The organism is Blautia sp. NSJ-175, assembly GCF_022867815.1.
Lineage (GTDB): Bacteria > Bacillota > Clostridia > Lachnospirales > Lachnospiraceae > Blautia > Blautia celeris.
In genome coordinates this window covers 70065-89681 of record NZ_JALIFQ010000019.1, presented here as the reverse complement: position 1 = coordinate 89681, position 19617 = coordinate 70065, and the positions used below count along the sequence as shown (strand labels likewise).

Genomic DNA, 19617 nt, shown 5'->3' with positions numbered 1-19617 from the left:
TCCATAACACACCACAGCTATACCTTTGGTGACATACTGCCCTGAAAAACATTTTGCAGATACACAAAGGAGGCTGCACCCCGCCAAAGCGGGTACAGCCTCCTTTGTATGTCATGCGTGAATCCAAATTCATTTGGAGCCGCAGTTTGCGGAGGATGCGGCTATGGTTATATCATAGCGAATCTTTTTCCGTTTTACAAGCCACCCCAGGGGATATTTTTTCTATTTCAGGGGAATCTGCTTTCTCCTGGGGCTCATTTTCGGCATTTTCAGCCTTTTTTCTTTTATCTTCCCCGGTAAGCATCTTCTTTACTGAAATGATCAATAAGATCAACACCGCGATCAGCGGCAGCCCTGTGAGTACGGAAATGGTCTTCACTGCCTCCAGTCCGCCGATCAGCATAAGGCCGATTGACAGAAGACAGAACAAAATCGCCCAGAATATTCTGTTCCATCTGGCAGGCTCCTCATCTCCTTTCAGTCTCTTCATGGTTGTTCCCGCCAATACATAGGCACAGGAATCAATGGTTGTGGCAAGATACACAAAACAGACAAGACACAGGAATATCATCATAAGCTTAGGCATTGGCAGAGTCTGCAGAATCGCTACAATGGCAGCGCTCTGTCCTTCACTCTGCAGAATGGACGCAAGATCCACTCTGCCTGTTTCCTGCAGAAATAAAGAGTATCCTCCGAATATCATAAAGCTTACACAGCAGCCCAGAGATCCCCATATCAGTTGTCCCCACACGACATTCCGAATGGTTCGCCCTCTGGAAATACGTCCCACAAACATTCCCATCATAGGCATAAAGGCCAGCCACCAACCCCAGTAGAAAACTGTCCATTCCTGCGTAAACTTTCCGCTTCCGAAGGGGTCTGTGTATGTACTCATCTTCACAAAATCCGAAGCGTACAGCCCCAGCGAATTCACTTCCATCTTAAAAATATCTGTTGTCGGCCCCACAAAAAGCACAATTGCCATAAAGATAAATGCCATCACAACATTTATGTTGCTGAGTTTTTGGATTCCTTTATCCAGGCCCAGATATACGGAGGTTCCGAATATGCAGACCCAGATGATCAATACTATGATACGCACAACAAAATCATAGTTCTGCGGGATACCGAATACTTCCCGGATGATCACGGAAAGTACAGGCGCCCCGATACCGAGAGATGTGGAAATAGAACCCACAATACCGAAAATAACAAGCATGTCGATCACATTTCCCAAAAAACCTTTTGCATGCTTTTTTAAAACAGGCTCGCAGGCAATACTCAGACGCATTCCCGGTTTTTTGCGTACAAACATCATATAGGCTGTGGCGATGATAGCCGGGTTATAGAACGCCCAGGCACTCAGGCCCCAGTGAAACTGTCCGTACATATGGGCATACTCATATGCCTGTTTGCCAAACGGCTCCAGATCAAAAGGAGGGCCGCTTACATAGTAAATCGGTTCCAGAAAGCCCAGAATCACGATGCTGGTTCCCACACCTGCAGTAAAAAGCATGGCGATCCAGGAGAGATTGGAGTACTGCGGCTTATCCTCAGCGCTGCCCAGCTTCACGTTCCCGTGCTTACTGACTGTCAGCCAGATCAGAAAACCAAAGGATACAAGACAGGCCAGCAGGTACAGAAACCCCAGCCTTCCTGTACAGAACTCAAATACACTTGAAATTATCTGGTTGGAAATCTCCGGTGCCAGATACAGTGGAATAATTATGACTGCCAGGATCACTACAGCCGGGATAAAAACTTTCTTCTCAATCTTCTCAAACAGCTTCACATCGTGTCCCTCCTTTATGATGCCAACCGTTCCGTCATCGGTTTTACTCTTTGTATTTGACAACAAGGGCGTCAGCTACGCCTACCCCTTCCCCTTCCGGGTATACAAACAGAGGGTTGATATCCAATTCCTTCAGGGTATCCCTGTTTGCACTGGCGAAATCAGCAATGCTTACAATGGTATCACACAGGGCGTCAATATCACATTTTGCCCCGCCGCGGTAACCGTTCAACAGTTTAAAGGATTTCAGTGATCTGAGCATGTCTAAGGCCTCTGCCTTACTGATGGGCGCCGGGTACAGTGCCACATCCTTGAACAGCTCCACGAACACACCGCCCATTCCCACCATGACCATGGGGCCGAACTGCGGGTCATTGTTCACACCGATGATCATCTCTACTCCTGATTTTAACATGGGAACCGTTAAAATCCCGTTGATCTTCGCATCAGGACGTTTCGATGATACACTCTCCATAATTTCATTATATGCCTGAACCGCTTCCTCAGGACCATGGATATTCAGTTTCACACCGCCCACATCACTCTTGTGCAGAATATCAGCGGATTCCACTTTCATGACCAGAGCTTCCTTCGTGTTCTTGGCAAACTCTGCCGCTTCCTTGGCAGATGTGACAATGACTTCCTTGGGAACCGGAACCCCGTAGGCTCCCAGCTCTTTCTTGCTGTCATGCTCGGACAGGGCATAGGTCTCATCGCTCTTCTTCTGGCCCACTGCAAGACTCAGGCTCTTATTCTCCGGTGTATAGGAAATAAAATCAGCCAGGTGGCGCAGGATTTTAAACGCATAGACCGTAGGCGGAAGTACCGGTACACCGATATTGAACAGCTTTTCCTGGTATTCCGCATTCCTGGTGTTTTCCGCAAAGGGGATCATGGCGATCGGTTTGCAGTTCTCCCCTTTTTCTTTTACCACTTTCTCAATTCCCTGGTACATATAGTGGATAGCCGGGTCCGCGATCTCCAGAAGCAGTGTATAGCCAATGAGGACCATACCGATATTGGGGTCATCCATCACAGTACGAAGCGCTCCCGCGTACAGATCCGCGTCATAGGAGAGGCTTGCCGTCATATCCAGCGGATTGTTGGGTGAGGCGTAAGAGGGAAGCTGCTCTTTCAGAGAAGCCAGGGTCTCCTTCGTGAAATCCGGGTATTCGATACCGTTTAAACTTCCCACATCGGCACAGATTCCTGTCTCCCCTCCGGAGAGGTTCATGGAGGCAAATGTGGCCTGCTTCGGCATCTGTTTTAAGGTGGAGAGCATAAGGGACATGGCCATCAGCTCTTCCAGATCATCCACACGGATAGCGCCGAACTTTTTCAGCACAGCGTCAAAGGACGCATCGGAACCGGAAAGGCTTCCCGTATGGGAGGCTGCAATGGCGCCGCCCTTAGCACTTCTTCCCGCCTTCAGGATAACGACGGGTTTTCTCTTGTCCGCAGCTTTTTTCAGAACTGCCGCAAATTTATCCGCATTTTTAACGCCCTCAATATAGACACTGACTACTTTTGTATTCTCATCCTCAACCAGGAAATCCATGTAATCCTCCATCTGGACGATCTTTCCGTTTCCGGCTGATATACTGTAGGAGAAACGCATGCCCGGGCAGTCCATCAGGGACAGGCAGAGCTGTCCGCTCTGGGAGACTACACCCACACTGCCTTTTCTGTCTCTCTTGTCAGAGATAAACGCAAAGGCCTGCACATTGTCCACATAATTGACGAATCCCGCGCAGTTCGGTCCCATAACGGCAATGCCCAGCTCCCTGGCGGTCTCCATCAGTTCCTTTTCATTGGCCCTGCCCTCATCGGTTCCCACTTCACCGTATCCGCTGGCAAATATCACGGCACCGCCGCATCCTTTTGCAGCCCCTTCTTTTAACAGAGGGATCACTGTCTTCTGGGAAGTACAGATGACCATCAGATCCACAGATTCCGGTACTTCTGTCACACTCTTATAACAGGGAACCCCAAAGACCTGGTCACGCTTGGGATGTATAAAATATACATGGCTTCTGTCTTCCATATAAGTAAGGATATTGCGGCATACATCGCCGCCGAATCCTTCCTTCTCACTGGCACCGATGACTGCTACGGACTTCGGTTTCAGCAGTTTTGTCAAATCCATAGTTTTCTACCTCCTGTGAGAGGGCGGCAGAACCGCCCTCTTACTCAAAACCCCTATATTATCTGCCCTCCACCCCACGGCGATAGCAGGCTACATTCTTCTCATTAAATTTGCCCTTTCCCTTTTTCTCAAAAAAGGAGACAATGGCTGTTTCCATATATTCAATAGTAAACAGATCACTGTGGGCCGCCAGTGCTCCCAGCATGACCAGGTTGGCACCCTTTGGATTTTTTACCTCTGCGGCAATATCCGTTGCGGGAATCTTTACTACCTTGATATCCTCTCTGTATTTCCTGTCCTCGGGCACAATGGAGGAATTTACCAGCAGAAGCCCGCCGGGTTTCAGACGATCCTCGAACTTGTCGATAGCCGGTGTGTTCATGGTGAACAGAATATCCGGGTGCTTGGAAACCGGGCTGGCGATCAGCTTGTCACTGATCTTCACGGTACAGTTAGCGGTTCCGCCGCGCATCTCTGAACCATAGGAGGGGTAAAATAAAACATTTTTATCCTGTTCCATGCCGGCATTGATGAGGAGCATTCCGGCTGTCAGCACTCCCTGTCCGCCGAATCCGGCACAAATGATTTCTTTTGCCATGTCTATTCCTCCTCCTTTTTGTCTTTAAATTCACCCAGAGGGAAGTATTTCTCCATCTCATTTTTCAGGTGTTCCATGCTCTTTACAGGAGTCATGTTCAGGTTTGTTGGACATGGGGAGAGCAGCTCAACCAGGCAGAATCCCTCGCCCTTCATATGTTTTTCAAATGCTTTTTTGATGTATTTCTTACTCTGGATCATACCCTTGGCATCTGCCATGGTGCCTCTTGCCAGATAGGCAATATCGAAGCCGGTAAATGCCTGCTCTACACGAAACGGCATACCCATCTTTTCCGGGTCTTTTCCTCTCGGTGTGGAGGTGGTAATCTGCCCCGGAAGGGATGTAGGCGCACACTGACCGCCGGTCATGCCGTATAAGCTGTTGTTGATGACTACAGTCACCACGTTGTCATTGCGCAATGCGGTGTGCATGGTCTCCGCCATACCGATGGAATATGCGGCGCCGTCGCCGATATAAGCCAGCACCGGATTTTCCGGGCGCACCTTCTTGATGCCCACTGCGGTAGCCACGGGGCGTCCGTGGGCTGCCATAACTGTGTCAAATCTCCAGGAATCAATATTTAAAGAACCGCAGGCCACGTCAACCACAGCCAGAAGCTTTTCACTTAAACCCATCTCTTCCATTACTTCGGCAATCAAACGGACTGCCAGGCCGTGTCCGCATCCGGGACAGAAGCCACTCTGCGTAAATGTTACGGTTTCAGGAGCTACCAGTCTCATATCATACGCCCTCCTTTTTCAGCATTTCTTTTGCTTTCGCGATGATCCCGTCAGATTCCGGAATCTCGAAAATAGAACCAAAATGGTCAACCGGATATTTTCCGCCGGTAGCCAGGCGCACATCGTCTGTCATCTGGCCTAAGATATTCATCTCCACGGTGAGGAATGCTTTGGCGTTCTTTGCCTCCTCAAATGCCTTCACCGGGAACGGCCACAGTGTGATGGGGCGGATGAGTCCCAGCTTCAGGCCCTCTTCTCTTGCAAGTTCAACGGTCTCACGGCATACTCTGGAACTGATTCCATAAGCCACAAGCACCAGTTCTGCATCTTCCACCTGAATATTCTCATAGCGCTGTTCGTCGCGCTCCATGTCATCGTATTTCTCTCTCAGGTAATTCTCATAATCCGGATGGGTATAATAAACGTTCTGGATCTTGCGCTGTTCACAGCCTTTTTTACATCCCTTGATGCTCCAGTCATATTTATCAATATCGTGTTCCCTGAATTCCGGAATCTCCACAGCCTCAATCATCTGGCCGATGGCCGCGTCGGAGGCGATGAGAACCGGATGGCGGTATTTTTCAGCCAGATCAAAGGCTTCCACCATAAGGTCCGCGTTCTCCTGAACAGAAGCCGGTGCCAGTACCAGTGTGTGGTAATCCCCGTGGCCGCCGCCTCTTGTGAGCTGCCAGTAGTCCCCCTGACCCTGAGCAATGTCGCCAAGACCTGTGCCGATACGCATAACATCCACGATAACTGCCGGAAGGTCTGCTGCCACCAGGTAGGAGATCCCTTCCTGTTTCAGTGAAAATCCGGGGCCTGCGGATGTGGTCAGTGCCCTTGCACCTGCTGCGGATGCTCCCAGTACCATGTTGACGCCTGCCAGTTCAGACTCTGCCTGGATGAACACCCCACCCACATCTTCCATTCTCCAGGAGAGATATTCCAGAATCTCTGTCTGCGGAGTAATCGGATATCCGCTGTAGAAGCGGCATCCGGCTGCCAGAGCGGCCTCCGCCAGAGCCTCATTTCCTTTAAATAATACTTTTCCCATAATGAACCTCCCTCATCGTATTTCAAACACATAATCCGGGCATACGCGGTAACACATACCGCATACCACACATTTCTCTGCATCCACTTCAACCGTATTGTATCCCTTGGCGTTTACATGGCCGGATTCCTTTATGGCCTCCTGAGGACATGCGTTGATACAATACCCGCAGCCTTTGCAGCGGACGGGATTGGTGTAAACTTTTTCTTTTCCCATAATTTCATTTTCCTTTCTATAAATACTTCAGGAGATTGCTCCCTGTTTTGCTTTCTTACCGTGCCTGTAAATCAACATTGCCAGTGTGGCTCCCACCAGACCTGAAACTGCAAGAAAACCAAAGATAAAATTGTACCCTGAGCCGCCGAAGGCATCCAGCCACTTTCCAAAGAGCACAGAGTAGATGGAATCCGGCAGATAGCCGATGATGGATGCAATACCGATCACGGTTCCCGTCATAGCTCTGGGGATTCCCGCCTCACTGACCGTGGAAAATACAACGCCGTACATCATCATGGCGAACGCCCCCGGAATCAATGTGTAAAGGCTGGCTGCCATGGGACTGATACCGGAAGGCAGAATGAGAACTGCCCCGAAAAGAACTGCCAGTATGACAAATGCCGTGGAGAGCCATTTACAGGTGGATTTAAATACTTTATCTGCAATGATGCCGCCCACAGGAGCCAGCAGCAGAAGCAGGTAGTTGCGGACAATGGAGATAAATCCTGAACTCTCCGGAGATACACCTATCACCTCGGTCAGATACGGATTGAAATAGGATATACTGGTGTAAAAACCATATCCGCAGAAAATAGTAAAGGAGACGATCCAGACAACGGGATTTTTCAACAGTTTTCCCACATCACCCATGTTGAATTTTGGTTCCCCGTCATCAACTTTTTCATCCTTTTTGTCACTGCCCTGCATAAGGAAGAACAGCAGAATGGCTGCGATAATAGCAACGGAGCCGCCTGCCAGAACGGCTCGGAAGAATCCCTGTTCCATATTTCCGCCTGCTGTCTTGTAAATGTTCAGCGCCAGCGTATTGGTCAGGGCTGCTGTAATTCCGTTGCAGGCATAATAAAGACCGTACATGAATCCCTGTTCTTCCTCTGTTCCGATGATGCGGACTGCTTTCATGAGCGCGGACCAGAATACAAATGCCGTACTGAAGGAGAGCCCCATCCAGATGAACATGGCGATCTTAAAGTCCATGGTAAATGCGTACAGGAAAGCCAGAGCTGATGTGCTGAGCAAAGATATGATCAGTGCTTTTTTCGGTGACACTTTATCTGCAATGATGCCGCCCGGTATGTAGAGGATCATATTTCCCACGGTGTACATGGTGAGCAGCAGGCCGGACTGGGTGTTGCTCATATGCATGGCTGCAAGCTGTGCGTCATAAAAAATGTATTTCACGTAGGGCAGAAAATAGATGGAACCTCCTGCCAGGCCAAGGGTTATGACCGTAAGATATTTTCTCACTTTTGAATTCATAAAAAACCTCCATATGCATAGAATGGGGATGCTTTTTTCGCATCCCCACCCTATCTAGCAGAATAACGGATTACATATCCGGAGTGTCGGATTTGTCCGGTGTGAACAGCCTTCTGGCTACGTCACGGGTGAATTCACCTGTCTTTTTGGACTCCTCAAATACCCGGCGTGTCTGTTTGCGGATCAAGTCTACGGTATCTTTTACGATTGCTGCTGCCGCATCCTCATCGTTCATGTCTTCAATCTTTACAATGCGGAAGATAATTGCTTCGTAGATACGGATGCCGCCCATATTTGTAATAAAGTCAACAGCTACGTCTACACCTTTTTTGCGGAGGATCTCGTCTGCTTCCGGTGTGGTGGGGATATTGGCTGCCTCCACTAACAGGGATGCTTTGATCTTGTCAGCATTGTCTTTATTGATAACATCTTCCAGGGCTGCGGGAATTAGGATATCACATTCTTTTTCCAGCCACTGGCTGTTTGGATAAATTTCATAGTTGTCCTGGAAAGCTTCTTTATTTAATTCGCCCTTCGGAAGTCTGGTTGCCACCAGTTTAGGAATGTCCAGGCCGTCCTTGCAGTAAACAAGTCCGTTTACGTCAGCGATTCCGATCACCTTGTAGCCCATGTCGTTCAGGGAGTTCACACAGCTTGCTCCTACACATCCGAAGCCCTGGATCACAACGGTAGCGCCTTCTTTTCCACCCTTCATCTTCCACGCTTCATCCGCTGCGGCCGCAACACCGTAGCCTGTGATCATGTCATACATTTTGAAGCCGTCATATGTCAGTTCTTTTTCCGCTCTGTCATGGTTTACAATACCCTGATGGATATCCGGATCTTCCTTCATGGCCTTTGTCTGCGGAATACCGATTCCCAGGTCATCTAAAATCCTTAAAACGTCGGAGTAGTCCACCCCTAAATCTCCGCCGATGGAAACACCTGCGTTGATAACCGGAGCGGTGGCTGTCAGGAAACGCCTCAGAACATCCAGGGCATCCGGAGCTTTGTAGTCATAGGCGATACCTGCTTTACATCCGCCTGTTGTGAGGGACTCACATGCTTTGTATTTGTATCCCATGGTTGTTGCAAGGCGGACCACTTCCTCCTTGGTAACGGTGGGGTGCATTCTTGTTCCGCCTCCGCAGTAATGATTTACGAAGTTGTATGCACACATCCATCCCTTTGCATCTGTCTCTGTGTCGTTCCATTCCACTACTAAATACGGTTTGTTTGCCATTGTAAAAATCCTCCCATTTTTAAATTGTTCTCTATTACAGAACCCTGTTCTTCATTGGTTTTATTTTTTTACTCGGCATTTTGCCGAGTAACCATTCTGAATTCTTTTTCTTTCTGTTCTGTATGTAAGAACTTCGTTCTTTTTTGATGTTATGAGCATATCACACCTTGTTTAATTTTTCAATATCTTATGGTAATCTTTTTCCTTTTTGTGCAAATTATCCAAATTTGATCTTTTATTTTCTATAGACGTTTTTGAATATCATTTGCATATCGTTTGAGGATCTGTACGAAAATATCCCGCTTCTCATCATCCATGCGAAGGGAAGGGGTGCTGATACTCATGGCGCCCTCCACTTTGCCCAGGTGATTCAGCAGAGGAACTCCCACACATTTGACGCCGAAGGTATTCTCCATGTTGTCCATAGCATAGCCGTCTCTCCTGGCATTCCTGACTTCCTCCCACAGCTTCTCCTTGTCTGTAATGGTATAGTCTGTGAATGCCTTCTTCTCGCGGCTCAGGATCTCCTCCACTTCCTCATCCGTCATCTGGGAAAGGATGACCTTGCCCACACTGGTGCAGTACATTTTTGAGCGCTCCCCTGTGACCGACCTGCCGGGCAGCATCTGGCCTTCCGGATAGACTGCCTCCAGATAGACCACCTCATCTTCATGGGGAATGGCAAGATATACCAGCTCTCCCGCCTCTTTTGCGATCTGATGCATATAGGGCAGCACTACCTTGGAAATGGTAAGGCTCTCCTTCAGCGCACGGCTGAGGGTAAACACTGCGGTCCCCAGACTGAATTTCCCGGTCTCCGGGTCCTGTTCCAGATAATCCATAGCCTTAAAGGTCATTAAAATATTATGCACGTTGCTCTTGTATAATCCCAGCTTCTCACTGATCTCCGTCACACCCAGAGGTTGTTTTTCCACGAAACATCCCAGAATTTCCAAAGCCTTCTGCAGGCTTTTTACCTTGATTTCTCTCTCTTCACTCATAGCGGTTCGCCCTCCTGATTTTTATATAGGTGCCGTTTGTTCCGTATATAAGAACCCTGTTCATTATTGTACCTTACTAAAATATTACCATCTCCGACCACACATTACAAGCATATGTTTACAAAGGATACGCAAAAAGCCGCATCCCGGCATAGGATGCGGCTTTTTGAACTTGGAGTGTCTGTGAATTCAAATCAGGCTTTTCTGTACCGTTTTATAAGCGGAGGGACGGCACGCCAGCCAATACTGTAATTTTTACGGTCATCGATCGGAGGAAGATTAACCGTGATATCATCATACAACACCCGGCCCCTTCCCGCAAGCCGCCCCCTGGGTTATAAAAGAGAAAAAGTTTCACTCTTTTTTCCCCGCCAAATAAGGGCTTTCTGCTGTGTCCGCAGTGTTTTTTCCCTGCCTGATTTCCCCATCCCGGGGTTCCTTGCAAAATCTTATTTCAGGAAAGAATCCAGAGCCTTGTTCAGGCGTTTCAGACTCTCCGTGTCTCCCTTTTCCAGAGCTTCCTCAATACACTCATCCATGTACTGTTTCAGCACTTCCTTCCCCGCACCGTTGACTGCGGAGCGCACAGCCGCAAGCTGGATCAGGACTTCACTGCAGTCGCGCCCCTCCTCCACCATACCGCGTATGGACTTCAGATGACCGGTAGCCCTGGCAAGACGGTTTACCATGCTTTTATCATACTTCGTACCTGTGTCTTTTTTCTCTTCTCTCATCGCACAGTTCCTTTCTCACTCCCTTTGCGCCCTGTCAGCAATAGATCTCCTCCCCGCCGGCAGAGTCCCAGGGATATCCCATCTGCCGGGCTGCCTCTGCTGCCACGTCAATGTCGATCTGGTCTGCCACCATCCAGAGTGTCATATCCAGCCCTGCAGCTGTACTGCTGCAGGAGTAGTATTTTCCGTCTGCCACCACCCTGGCCCCCTCGATTCTCTCAATACCCGCTGTAAACATCCTGTTCCAGTTCTTGTCAAGGGGACAGTCCGCCAGCTTCCGCCTGTACAGAAGCCCTGTCTGTGCCAGGATCGCGGAGCCGCTGCCCACCATCATACAGGTATCTGCATTCTCTGCCGCCTGCTTCACCAGATTCAGAGTGCGCTCATCCTGCCACAGAAGGCGCCGCGCCCCTTTTCCTCCCGGGATCAGAAGAATGCCTTCCACCTCCTCCGGGATCAGAAAATCCGTCCATATCTTGGCCCCCTGCACGCTGTTTATCACATCCCCTGACACAGAGAGATAACGGATGTGGAAATATTTCTGCAGTTTCCCCAGTATCTCTGCCGGCCCGAAGATATCCATACACTCAAAATCATCAAACAGTACCATATTCACATCCATTTTTACACCCGCTTTCCTCCGCACATTTTATGTGATTCACCTGAGCCAGATTGATGGTCCTGGTACACACACAGTCTGCCAGGGCCATGTTGTGTGTGACTGCCAGCAGACCTATTTTTCTCTTTTCCACCTCACGCAGCATGAGATTCCAGATCTGCGCCTGCGTGATCACATCCAGCATGGTGCTCATCTCGTCAGCCAGCAGAAAATGTGTCCCCTCGAACAGGGAGCGCGCCACGCAGAAGCGCTGCAGTTCTCCCCCGGAAAGCTCCCTCGGATACCGCTCCAGCCATTCCTCCTCAATCCCCAGGGCCTCCAGCACTTCCTCCCGGTACATGCCTGACTCCTCCAGGACCTTCTTCATCTTCCAGCGGGGATTGATCGCCTTCTCCGGGTGCTGGTAGATAAGCTGCACCGGGCAGACGCCTTTCTTTTCCATGGGTTTTCCATCCAGCAGGATTTCCCCCTCACAGGGTTCCAGATATCCCGCCAAAAGTTTTACCAGTGTGCTTTTTCCGTAGCCGCTTGGCCCCACCAGGCCCACCCGTTCCCCTTCCTCCATGGAAAAGTTCACGTCTTTCAAAATCCATGGCCCGCCTGCGTAGCAAAACCCTAAATTTCTCGCTTCAAGTCGCATGTATACACCTCACATATCCTCCCCTGATCTCGCTCATGGGAATATCATTTTCACACTCTTTTGTCTTATGGGGACATCTTGGAGAAAAGAGACATCCCTTTGGCAGATACCTGGCATATGGCTGAAATCCCGGAATGGGTCTGAAGCCGTTCTGGGGAAGTGCCTGCCACAGTGCTTTGGAGTATGGATGGCGCAGCTTTCCCGCACCCTCCAGAAAATCTTCCGCCCTTGCCATCTCCACTGTGGTTCCGGCATAAAATACGGCGATCCGGTCAGCAATATGAAAGGCCAGGTCAATGTCATGGGTGATGAGCACCACTGCCTTTCCCTCGTCCGCAAGCTCGCGGAATACTTTGAGCGCTTCCAGAGCCATTTCCAAATCCAGGCCGGGTGTGGGTTCGTCCGCGATGATCAGGGAGGCGTCGCTTATGACAGCCGTTGACACCAGAACCCTGCGGGCCATGCCGCCTGAAAGCTGGAAGGGATAATATTTTTCTATTTTTTCATCCAGATGGAATCTCTTAAAAATCTCCCTTTGGGAAATTTCTGCCTCTTTTCCCCGGTCGCCTCCCGTCACCTGTTTTCCCACTTTCATAAGGGGGTCCAGATAGGCGATGGACTGGGGCACCAGGGTGATCCGGGTACCTCTGAAAGCCTCCTTTTTCTTCTGGTCAAGGATCTCGCCCTTGTATGTGATACTGCCTGTGAGCCTGGCATTCTCCGGCAGGATTCCCATGACAGCATGAGCCAGAAGGCTTTTCCCGGAGCCGCTGGAGCCTGCGATCGCCACGATCTCCCCCGGTTTTACATCCAGGCTCAGGTTGGATATTACCTTCAGATCATATTGTTCCAACCCCTTGTCATACATGTGGAAGGATACGGACAGGTCTTCCACTTTCAGCAGAGGCGCATTTTCCATTCGTTCTTTTTTCATGTTCTACTCCTATTCATGTGCGCTGTACGGGTCTAAGATTTTCTTCATATTTTCACCCAGACGGTCAAAAAGCAGTACAATGACCACAAGCATTAGGCCCGGGAAAAATGCCAGCCACCACATGCCGGATGACAGGTATTTCATGGATTCCGACAGGATGATACCAATGGCGGGCTGCTCCGGCGAGAGGCCGAATCCCAGGAAGGTAAGGCCGGACTCATGCATAATGGCATGGGGAAAGAGAAGGATCAGACCGATGATAAACTGCGGCACCATATGGGGCAGAATGTGATGTACGGTGATCCACCAGCTGGAATGTCCCAGCTTCTTTGAAACGCCTATATACTGCTGAGAACCAATCTGGAGTACCTCACTTCTTATAATACGGGCAAGCCCTGTCCAGTGGGTGACCGCCACGCCGATCAGTACCCCTTTTAACCCTTTTCCGCAGGCAAAGGAGATGAGAATCAGAAGCACAGTGTGGGGGATTCCCATAACCAGGTCTATGACCCAGTTGATAAAATGGTCCAGCCAGGAACGCCCCGTCGCTGCCGCCACGCCCACGAACAGAGCGATCACGGCACTCACGCTTGAGGCGATCATACCCACGGAAATGCTGACCGAAAGCCCTTTTACCGTGCGCACCAGCATATCCCTTCCCAAAAGGTCTGTGCCGAAAGGATGCTCCAGGGAAGGTTTCAGCGCTTTTTTTGAAAAATCCGCCTGAATCAGGTCATCACTCAATAAGGCCCCCGACAGATATACGCCCAGGATCACGAAAAAGATCAGGGCGGCAAATAGTATGGTCTTTGTTCTCCGGTTCACGAAAATCCTTCTTCCCTTTGCACCGGATACCGCTGCAGTCATATCACTCATTTCTGTATCCCTCCCTTATCTGCGGGTCCACGACCCCGTATATGATATTTGCCAGCATATTTCCCACGAAGACAAAGAGCGCTGAGAACAGGGTGATCCCCAAAAGCAGCGGCACGTCAGAACCCATACCCGCCGCGGAAGCCGCAGCGCCCAGGCCGGGATAGGAAAACACATTCTCCGCCAGTACGGAGCCGCCGAAGAGCTCACTGAAAGAGCCGAACTGCATGGTCACGGCCGGCAGCATAATGTTGCGCAGCCCATGCCTTTTCAGGATACTCCATTTGGATTCGCCCCTGGCCTTTGCGAACATCACATACTCACTTTCCAGCACGTCCACCAGTTTCTCTCTGGTGTGGAGCGCCACATTGGCAAAGGACAAAAAACTCAGTGTAAGGGCGGGCAGGATCAGGTGGTGGATTCTCTGGAGTATGGTCACCTGGTCCGTGGGAACGCCTTTCGGCACGCTCATGCCCATGGGAAACCAGCCCAGCTTCACGGAAAATACCATGAGGAATACGATTCCGATCCAGAAGGTTGGAATAGAGCACATGATGAGACAGGCCTTCTTTAAGACCTTATCCGGCCCTTTCCCGTGAAAGGCCCCCATCACACATCCCACCGTGAACCCGATGATCCCCGAGAACAGCCAGGCCGCCGCCATGAGCGCCAGGGAGGTGACGAATTTTTCTTTGATGATATCCAGCACCGGTCTTCTGTAGATCAGAGACACACCGAAATCCCCCTGCAGAACAGACCTGCCCCAGGCGAAAAAACGTTCTACCGGCGGATCACTCAGCCCCCAGTATTCCGCTATCTTAGCTCTCTGTTCCATACTCACATTCGGCACAGCCCCCACATACTGCTGCACCGGGTCCACCGGAGACATGCTGACCAGAAGAAAGCTTATGATGCTGACCGCTATGAGAAGTGTTACCATGCGGAGCAGATATTTCCCCGTCAATTTCAGATAATACTTGTTTTTCATTCTGTCTCTCCATTTCATTTTCTCTTGTAAAAAACATACCGGAGCGTGCAGATTGTCGGAATGAATTTTCAAAAACGCTCCAGGACACGAACAGCCCCGAACGTAAAATCATTCCTGCCGATTTACGTCCGGAGCAGCTTCTCCTGCTTTTATTTATTTCCAGGTCCACTCTGCAAGGTTGGCAACCAGAGGCCACGCAGCACCGTGCGCATGGATTCTCTGTTTTCCGATGTCCAATCCGTCTTTCACATAGTAGAGATGGGACATGTTCACATAGAATGCCCAGGGCGCTTCCCCTCTCATGGAAGTACCGGTCTCCCCATCCCACTGTGCTTTCTGCCACCACTGGTAAGACTCCTCTATGCTGAAGGAATTCATGGCCTTGTCAAGATATTCGTCTGTTTTTTCGCTGGTATAGAATTCCGGATTATAGAAGTCCGTCTTACCTGCATTGCTGCTGTGGTACAGCATATAGGAAGTCATGGGACTGTCTGAACCCCAGCCCATTATCATGGGTTCTGAGAACATCCTCTTTACGGTGTCGTCTGCGCTGACGCCCTCCACCGTAATGTCAAATCCCATGTTTTCCTTTGCCTGGTTTGCCACTGACATGGCAACTGCCTGCCGCATGGAATCCCCCGCAAAATACATCAGGTTAAAGGCCAGCTTTGTGCCGTCTTTCTCCCTGATCCCATCGCCGTCCTCGTCTTTCCAGCCCGCTTCATCCAGAAGCTGTTTTGCGTGGTCCACATCTGTCTCAATGACCGTTTCCTCATTCCACCAGGGCATGCCGTCACACTCTGTATAGGCCGGCTTCGCAAATCCGTTCAGAGCCTCTTCCATGATCCTCTCCCGGTCAATGCCGTAACACAGGGCTTTTCTCACATTCACATCTGAAGTGATGTTGTTTCCGATCTTGTAGCCGTCCTCGGTTGTCTTTCCCTCATCCGGCACGGTGGGAAGGGTGATTCCGCGGTTGTCTACAGACTCCACTTCCTCCACATGCATACCATCTATCTCATTGGTCGCAATGGTGGCGGATGTCAGGGCAATATCCACATCCCCTGCTTTTGCGGAGACAAATCTGGCGTCCTCCTCCTGTACCAGGAACACTGCCTTTTTGATGGCAGGCTGTTCTCCGTAGTAATTTTCATTGGCCTCCAGGATGAACTGCTGTCCTTTGTCCCACTGTGTCAGCTTGTACGGACCGGAGCCAATGGTCTCCTCTGCGGACAGGCCGAACTTGTCGCTGTAGGATTTCTCGGGGACAATTCCAATCTGGGCAACTGTATAGATGAAGGTCACGCAGGGCTTGTTCAATTTGAACTTCACTGTGGTGTCATCCGCTGCTGTACAGCTCTCCAGCATGGTAAGATCCATGTAGGTTGCCTTTTCCTTTGTGGTGTTGAAGGTAAACGCCACATCCGATGCCTTTAACGGCTCTTTGTCTGAAAATACCACGTCGTTTCTGATCTTAAAGGTCCAGGTCAAAGCGTCTTCACTGACACTGTACTCTGTAGCCAGGTCATTTTCCAGCTTGTCATCCCCGTTTACTCTCACAAGCGAGGAATACAGGGGGGACCCGGTGTAGCCGAACCCGGTGCAGGGGTCCCAGCTGTCCGCGTCATTGGAAAATCCGATGGTCACCTCATCTTTTGCAGACGCATCTGCCTTCGCTGACGTCTCCTCACTTTTCTGTTCTGTCTCATCGCTCTTCTGTTCCGTCTCCTTGGCGGAATTCGTACCGGAATCCCCTCCGCTCCCGCATCCTGCCAGCAAGGTCATAGTCATGGCCAGACAGCAGAGGACTGCCGCAATCTTTCTCTTCATGTGTTCTGCTCCTTTTTCTGTTTCGCACTGCAGCTATTCAGTAGTCTGCACATTTACTTTTTCTCATCCCGGAAGATATCCCGCTTCCGGTCTGTCTTGAATGGAGTATAACAGAGGGAAAAATGGCCCGCAAGCCGCCCCCGGGGTTTTGAGAGCAAGGTTTTTTCAACCAAAAAAAGCCCGCAGACGGCAGGTTTTCTGCCGGCTGCAGACTCTCATTCTGAATCTGCGAACCCCATCCCCGGGTTCAGTCTTCGCCCTGGGCCAGTTCTTTATAATAGCAGCCAACGTGACGCTGGCAGTGTCTGCATCCTCCCACACAGGTAAACAGGCTGTCCTCGCAGGCTGACACCCCTGCCCCTTTCAGGCCGAGGCACAGCTCCCATGCCTGCTGGATAGATGCCTCCTCCCCGCGCAGGACAAATGTCCTGGTTCCGTCGCCGGTCCCGAAGCCGCTTCCCGCTATCACCACAGCTTCCACGCCGAAGAGAATCTCAAATGCTTTCAGCTCCGTGATGACAGGGCCGAACAGATTGTATAATCCGATGGCAGCCCCCATGGACAGATCAATACCTGCTCTGCCGCTGTGAGCCTGGGCTGCCCCCAGATCCGGGATCAGTTTGTTGATGCCCGCCAGGATCAGCATGGGAACGCCCTGCATATATGCACTGTGAAGGGCATATCCCCTGCTGCCTCCCCCCAGTGCCGCAAAAGCCAGCGCTGCCCTTCCCATAGGGTCAATGGCATTGGCCCCCACAACTACCAGGTCTTTATCATTCAGGGACTCTGCCACCTTCTGGATACTGCTGTCCACATTCTGTCCTTTTCCATGGTCCAGCAGCAGATTATGCGGCGCTTTAGCCTTCTTCAGGGCTGTCCTGGTACCGCTGGCATCAATTCTGCCGGAAATGCGCAGAGGCCCAAAACCCAGCTCCTCTGAGAGAGCCGACACGGTAGTTCCGCCGCACAGAAGAATCTTATGATTTTTCAGACGATTTTGTATCTCAGGCATTCTGCCTGCCGCTTTTGCGATCAGACGCTTTCCCTCATTTGCTGTCAGTGTGACCTGTACTTTTTTCGCCATATTTATCCTCCCGACAACATCTACATATTTCTGGTTCTGGGGTCCAGGTAATCACGGAGCGCGTCCCCGATCAAATTCACCGCGACTACGGTTATGGTGATCGCTATACCGGGGATCAATGCCAGATAAGATGCGGTCCACACATAATTTCTGGCAGCGCTTAACATGGCTCCCCACTCAGGTGTGGGCGGCTGTGCTCCCAGTCCCAGAAAGCTCAGGGTAGCTGCCAGCAGAATAGAAGAACCGATCCTCAGCGTGACCTGAATGATAATGGGACCAATGGAATTCGGCAGCAGATGCCGGAAAATAATACGCAGATCCCCTGCCCCCGCAGAGCGAACGGCTTCCACAAAACAGCTCTCCCGAAGTGACATGAACTGTGCCCTCACAAGGCGTGCGAACACCGGTATGGAGCTGATACCCACTGCCACCATTGGAGTATAGATTCCCGGTTCCATCACCATTACAATGGCCATTGCCAGCAGAACACTGGGAAACGCCAGCAGAATATCACAGACAGTCATTAGAATCTGATCCAACAGCCCGCCGTAAAATCCGGCAAAAGCCCCCAGAAGAAGCCCCCCTGTAAGTCCCAGGATCACGGAAATAAAACCTGCCAGAAGGGAATAGTGCGCCCCTGTGACAATCCTGCTGAACACATCACGGCCAAAATCATCCGTACCAAACCAGTGCTCCGCGGAAGGCGGCATAAGCTTCACCGCGGTATTCTGTTCATAAGGCGATTCCACCAGAAAAGGTCCTGCTATACTCACAACCACCAGGAGCAGAAGAATACACAGCCCCACAACCGCGCTGGGGTTTCTCATGATCTTACGAAATGTACTCACATCCTTCCCTCCCTTCTATGAATACCTGATCCGGGGATCCAGCAGTGCATATACCAAATCCGTGATCAGATTAATAATAGTAAACGTAGCCGCAAGAATCAAAATACCACCCTGCACGATCTGCAGGTCTCTGGTATTCAGCGCATCCACGATCATTCTGCCGATACCCGGCCAGGAAAATACAGTCTCTGTCACCACCTGACCTCCCAGCAGCACTCCGAACTGAAGGCCGATGATGGTGACCACTGGAACCGCCGCGTTCCTCAGCGCGTGCACCCATATGATTTTCCCGCTTTTTACACCTTTTCCTTTGGCTGTCCTTATGTAGTCCTGTCCCAGAACCTCCAGCATGCTTGTCCTGGTAAGCCTGGCTATATTGGCAGCCACTCCCAGACCGAGAGTCAGGGAAGGCAGAACAAAGCTGGAGATTCCTTCCCTTCCATAGAAAGGAAACCAGTTATGATTGACTGAAAACTCTATGATCAGCAACAGTGCCAGCCAGAAAGAGGGCATGGACACTCCTAAAAAGGCAGCTATCATGGCAATGGTATCTCCTGCCTTTCCCCTGTGAATGGCCGCGAAGATACCAATGGGAACCCCCAAAAGCACTGCCACGATCATGCTGCATACCGCAAGCTGCAGGGTTGCCGGCCATGCGGACTTTAAAATATCCATAACCGGCTTATTGGTCCTGTATGAGTATCCCAGATCACCGTGGAGCAGGTTTCCCATATAACTGATATATTGCTTTCCCAGCGGCTGGTCCAGCTCCATGGCACGGCGCAGATTATCCACATCCTCCACGGTTGCCTGCGGTCCTGCCAGCGCCTCCGCCGTATCTCCCGGAATCGCATGGAGGAGCAGAAAGGCGCACGTGGCAGCCCCCACCAATACAATGCATGTAAAAATGATTTTCTTTATTATATATTTCAGCAAACAACCGCCTCCTTGGCCTTATGGCCTGCCAAAACAGCAGGCCGGTGGTCTCATCTATTACTC

19 protein-coding genes are annotated in these 19617 nt (G+C 50.5%); all 19 read right to left on the bottom strand.

Annotated features, from left to right (window positions below; translation table 11 throughout):
• Positions 1–172 precede the first annotated feature (172 nt).
• On the bottom strand, positions 173–1855 hold the full coding sequence (locus tag MUB35_RS23315; protein WP_243128798.1) for a BCCT family transporter: 1683 nt from the start codon (positions 1853–1855) through the stop codon (positions 173–175).
• A complete protein-coding gene (locus MUB35_RS23310; protein WP_227211707.1) occupies positions 1836–3938 on the bottom strand; it encodes an acetate--CoA ligase family protein in 2103 nt (700 codons plus the stop codon). The genes MUB35_RS23315 and MUB35_RS23310 overlap by 20 nt, the downstream gene beginning before the upstream one ends.
• A gap of 58 nt (positions 3939–3996) precedes the next feature.
• The gene (locus MUB35_RS23305; protein ID WP_103730903.1) at positions 3997–4536 is read right to left on the bottom strand and encodes a 2-oxoacid:acceptor oxidoreductase family protein; all 540 of its coding nucleotides are present in this window, start codon (positions 4534–4536) and stop codon (positions 3997–3999) included.
• A 2-nt stretch (positions 4537–4538) separates the two neighbouring features.
• Positions 4539–5276 (bottom strand): thiamine pyrophosphate-dependent enzyme, encoded by a 738-nt coding sequence (locus MUB35_RS23300; protein ID WP_244806925.1) that lies wholly within the window; start codon positions 5274–5276, stop codon positions 4539–4541.
• Between the two features lies 1 nt (position 5277).
• Complete coding sequence (gene vorB / locus MUB35_RS23295) at positions 5278–6330, bottom strand: 3-methyl-2-oxobutanoate dehydrogenase subunit VorB (protein ID WP_033142471.1); 1053 nt, start codon at positions 6328–6330, stop codon at positions 5278–5280.
• 12 nt (positions 6331–6342) lie between these two features.
• Entirely contained in the window at positions 6343–6546 is a 204-nt protein-coding gene (locus MUB35_RS23290; RefSeq protein WP_033142472.1) for a 4Fe-4S binding protein, read from the bottom strand.
• Between the two features lie 27 nt (positions 6547–6573).
• Positions 6574–7824 carry an MFS transporter gene (locus MUB35_RS23285; RefSeq protein WP_033142473.1) on the bottom strand — a complete coding sequence of 417 codons (1251 nt, stop codon included), beginning with the start codon at positions 7822–7824 and terminating at the stop codon, positions 6574–6576.
• Between the two features lie 70 nt (positions 7825–7894).
• Positions 7895–9067 (bottom strand): Glu/Leu/Phe/Val family dehydrogenase, encoded by a 1173-nt coding sequence (locus MUB35_RS23280; RefSeq protein ID WP_148392122.1) that lies wholly within the window; start codon positions 9065–9067, stop codon positions 7895–7897.
• Positions 9068–9309: 242 nt separating this feature from the next.
• Positions 9310–10068: an IclR family transcriptional regulator gene (locus tag MUB35_RS23275; protein WP_054353336.1), complete on the bottom strand. Its 759-nt coding sequence runs from the start codon at positions 10066–10068 to the stop codon at positions 9310–9312.
• A 449-nt stretch (positions 10069–10517) separates the two neighbouring features.
• A complete protein-coding gene (locus MUB35_RS23270; protein ID WP_054353338.1) occupies positions 10518–10802 on the bottom strand; it encodes a metal-sensing transcriptional repressor in 285 nt (94 codons plus the stop codon).
• Between the two features lie 34 nt (positions 10803–10836).
• Positions 10837–11424: a DJ-1/PfpI family protein gene (locus tag MUB35_RS23265; RefSeq protein WP_033142477.1), complete on the bottom strand. Its 588-nt coding sequence runs from the start codon at positions 11422–11424 to the stop codon at positions 10837–10839.
• Positions 11399–12061 (bottom strand): ABC transporter ATP-binding protein, encoded by a 663-nt coding sequence (locus MUB35_RS23260; protein ID WP_033142478.1) that lies wholly within the window; start codon positions 12059–12061, stop codon positions 11399–11401. Before MUB35_RS23260 ends, MUB35_RS23265 begins: the two co-directional genes overlap by 26 nt.
• On the bottom strand, positions 12051–12995 hold the full coding sequence (locus MUB35_RS23255) for an ABC transporter ATP-binding protein (protein WP_244806924.1): 945 nt from the start codon (positions 12993–12995) through the stop codon (positions 12051–12053). Before MUB35_RS23255 ends, MUB35_RS23260 begins: the two co-directional genes overlap by 11 nt.
• Before the next feature lie 9 nt (positions 12996–13004).
• The gene (locus MUB35_RS23250; protein WP_244806923.1) at positions 13005–13871 is read right to left on the bottom strand and encodes an ABC transporter permease; all 867 of its coding nucleotides are present in this window, start codon (positions 13869–13871) and stop codon (positions 13005–13007) included.
• Complete coding sequence (locus MUB35_RS23245) at positions 13864–14856, bottom strand: ABC transporter permease (protein ID WP_244806922.1); 993 nt, start codon at positions 14854–14856, stop codon at positions 13864–13866. Before MUB35_RS23245 ends, MUB35_RS23250 begins: the two co-directional genes overlap by 8 nt.
• Before the next feature lie 153 nt (positions 14857–15009).
• Positions 15010–16686: an ABC transporter substrate-binding protein gene (locus tag MUB35_RS23240; RefSeq protein WP_244806921.1), complete on the bottom strand. Its 1677-nt coding sequence runs from the start codon at positions 16684–16686 to the stop codon at positions 15010–15012.
• A 247-nt stretch (positions 16687–16933) separates the two neighbouring features.
• Positions 16934–17770 carry a hypothetical protein gene (locus MUB35_RS23235; RefSeq protein WP_033142481.1) on the bottom strand — a complete coding sequence of 279 codons (837 nt, stop codon included), beginning with the start codon at positions 17768–17770 and terminating at the stop codon, positions 16934–16936.
• A 20-nt stretch (positions 17771–17790) separates the two neighbouring features.
• Positions 17791–18618 carry an ABC transporter permease gene (locus MUB35_RS23230; RefSeq protein WP_244806920.1) on the bottom strand — a complete coding sequence of 276 codons (828 nt, stop codon included), beginning with the start codon at positions 18616–18618 and terminating at the stop codon, positions 17791–17793.
• 15 nt (positions 18619–18633) lie between these two features.
• Positions 18634–19554, bottom strand: a complete 921-nt coding sequence (locus MUB35_RS23225; RefSeq protein WP_033142483.1) for an ABC transporter permease — start codon at positions 19552–19554, stop codon at positions 18634–18636.
• Positions 19555–19617: the final 63 nt, after the last annotated feature.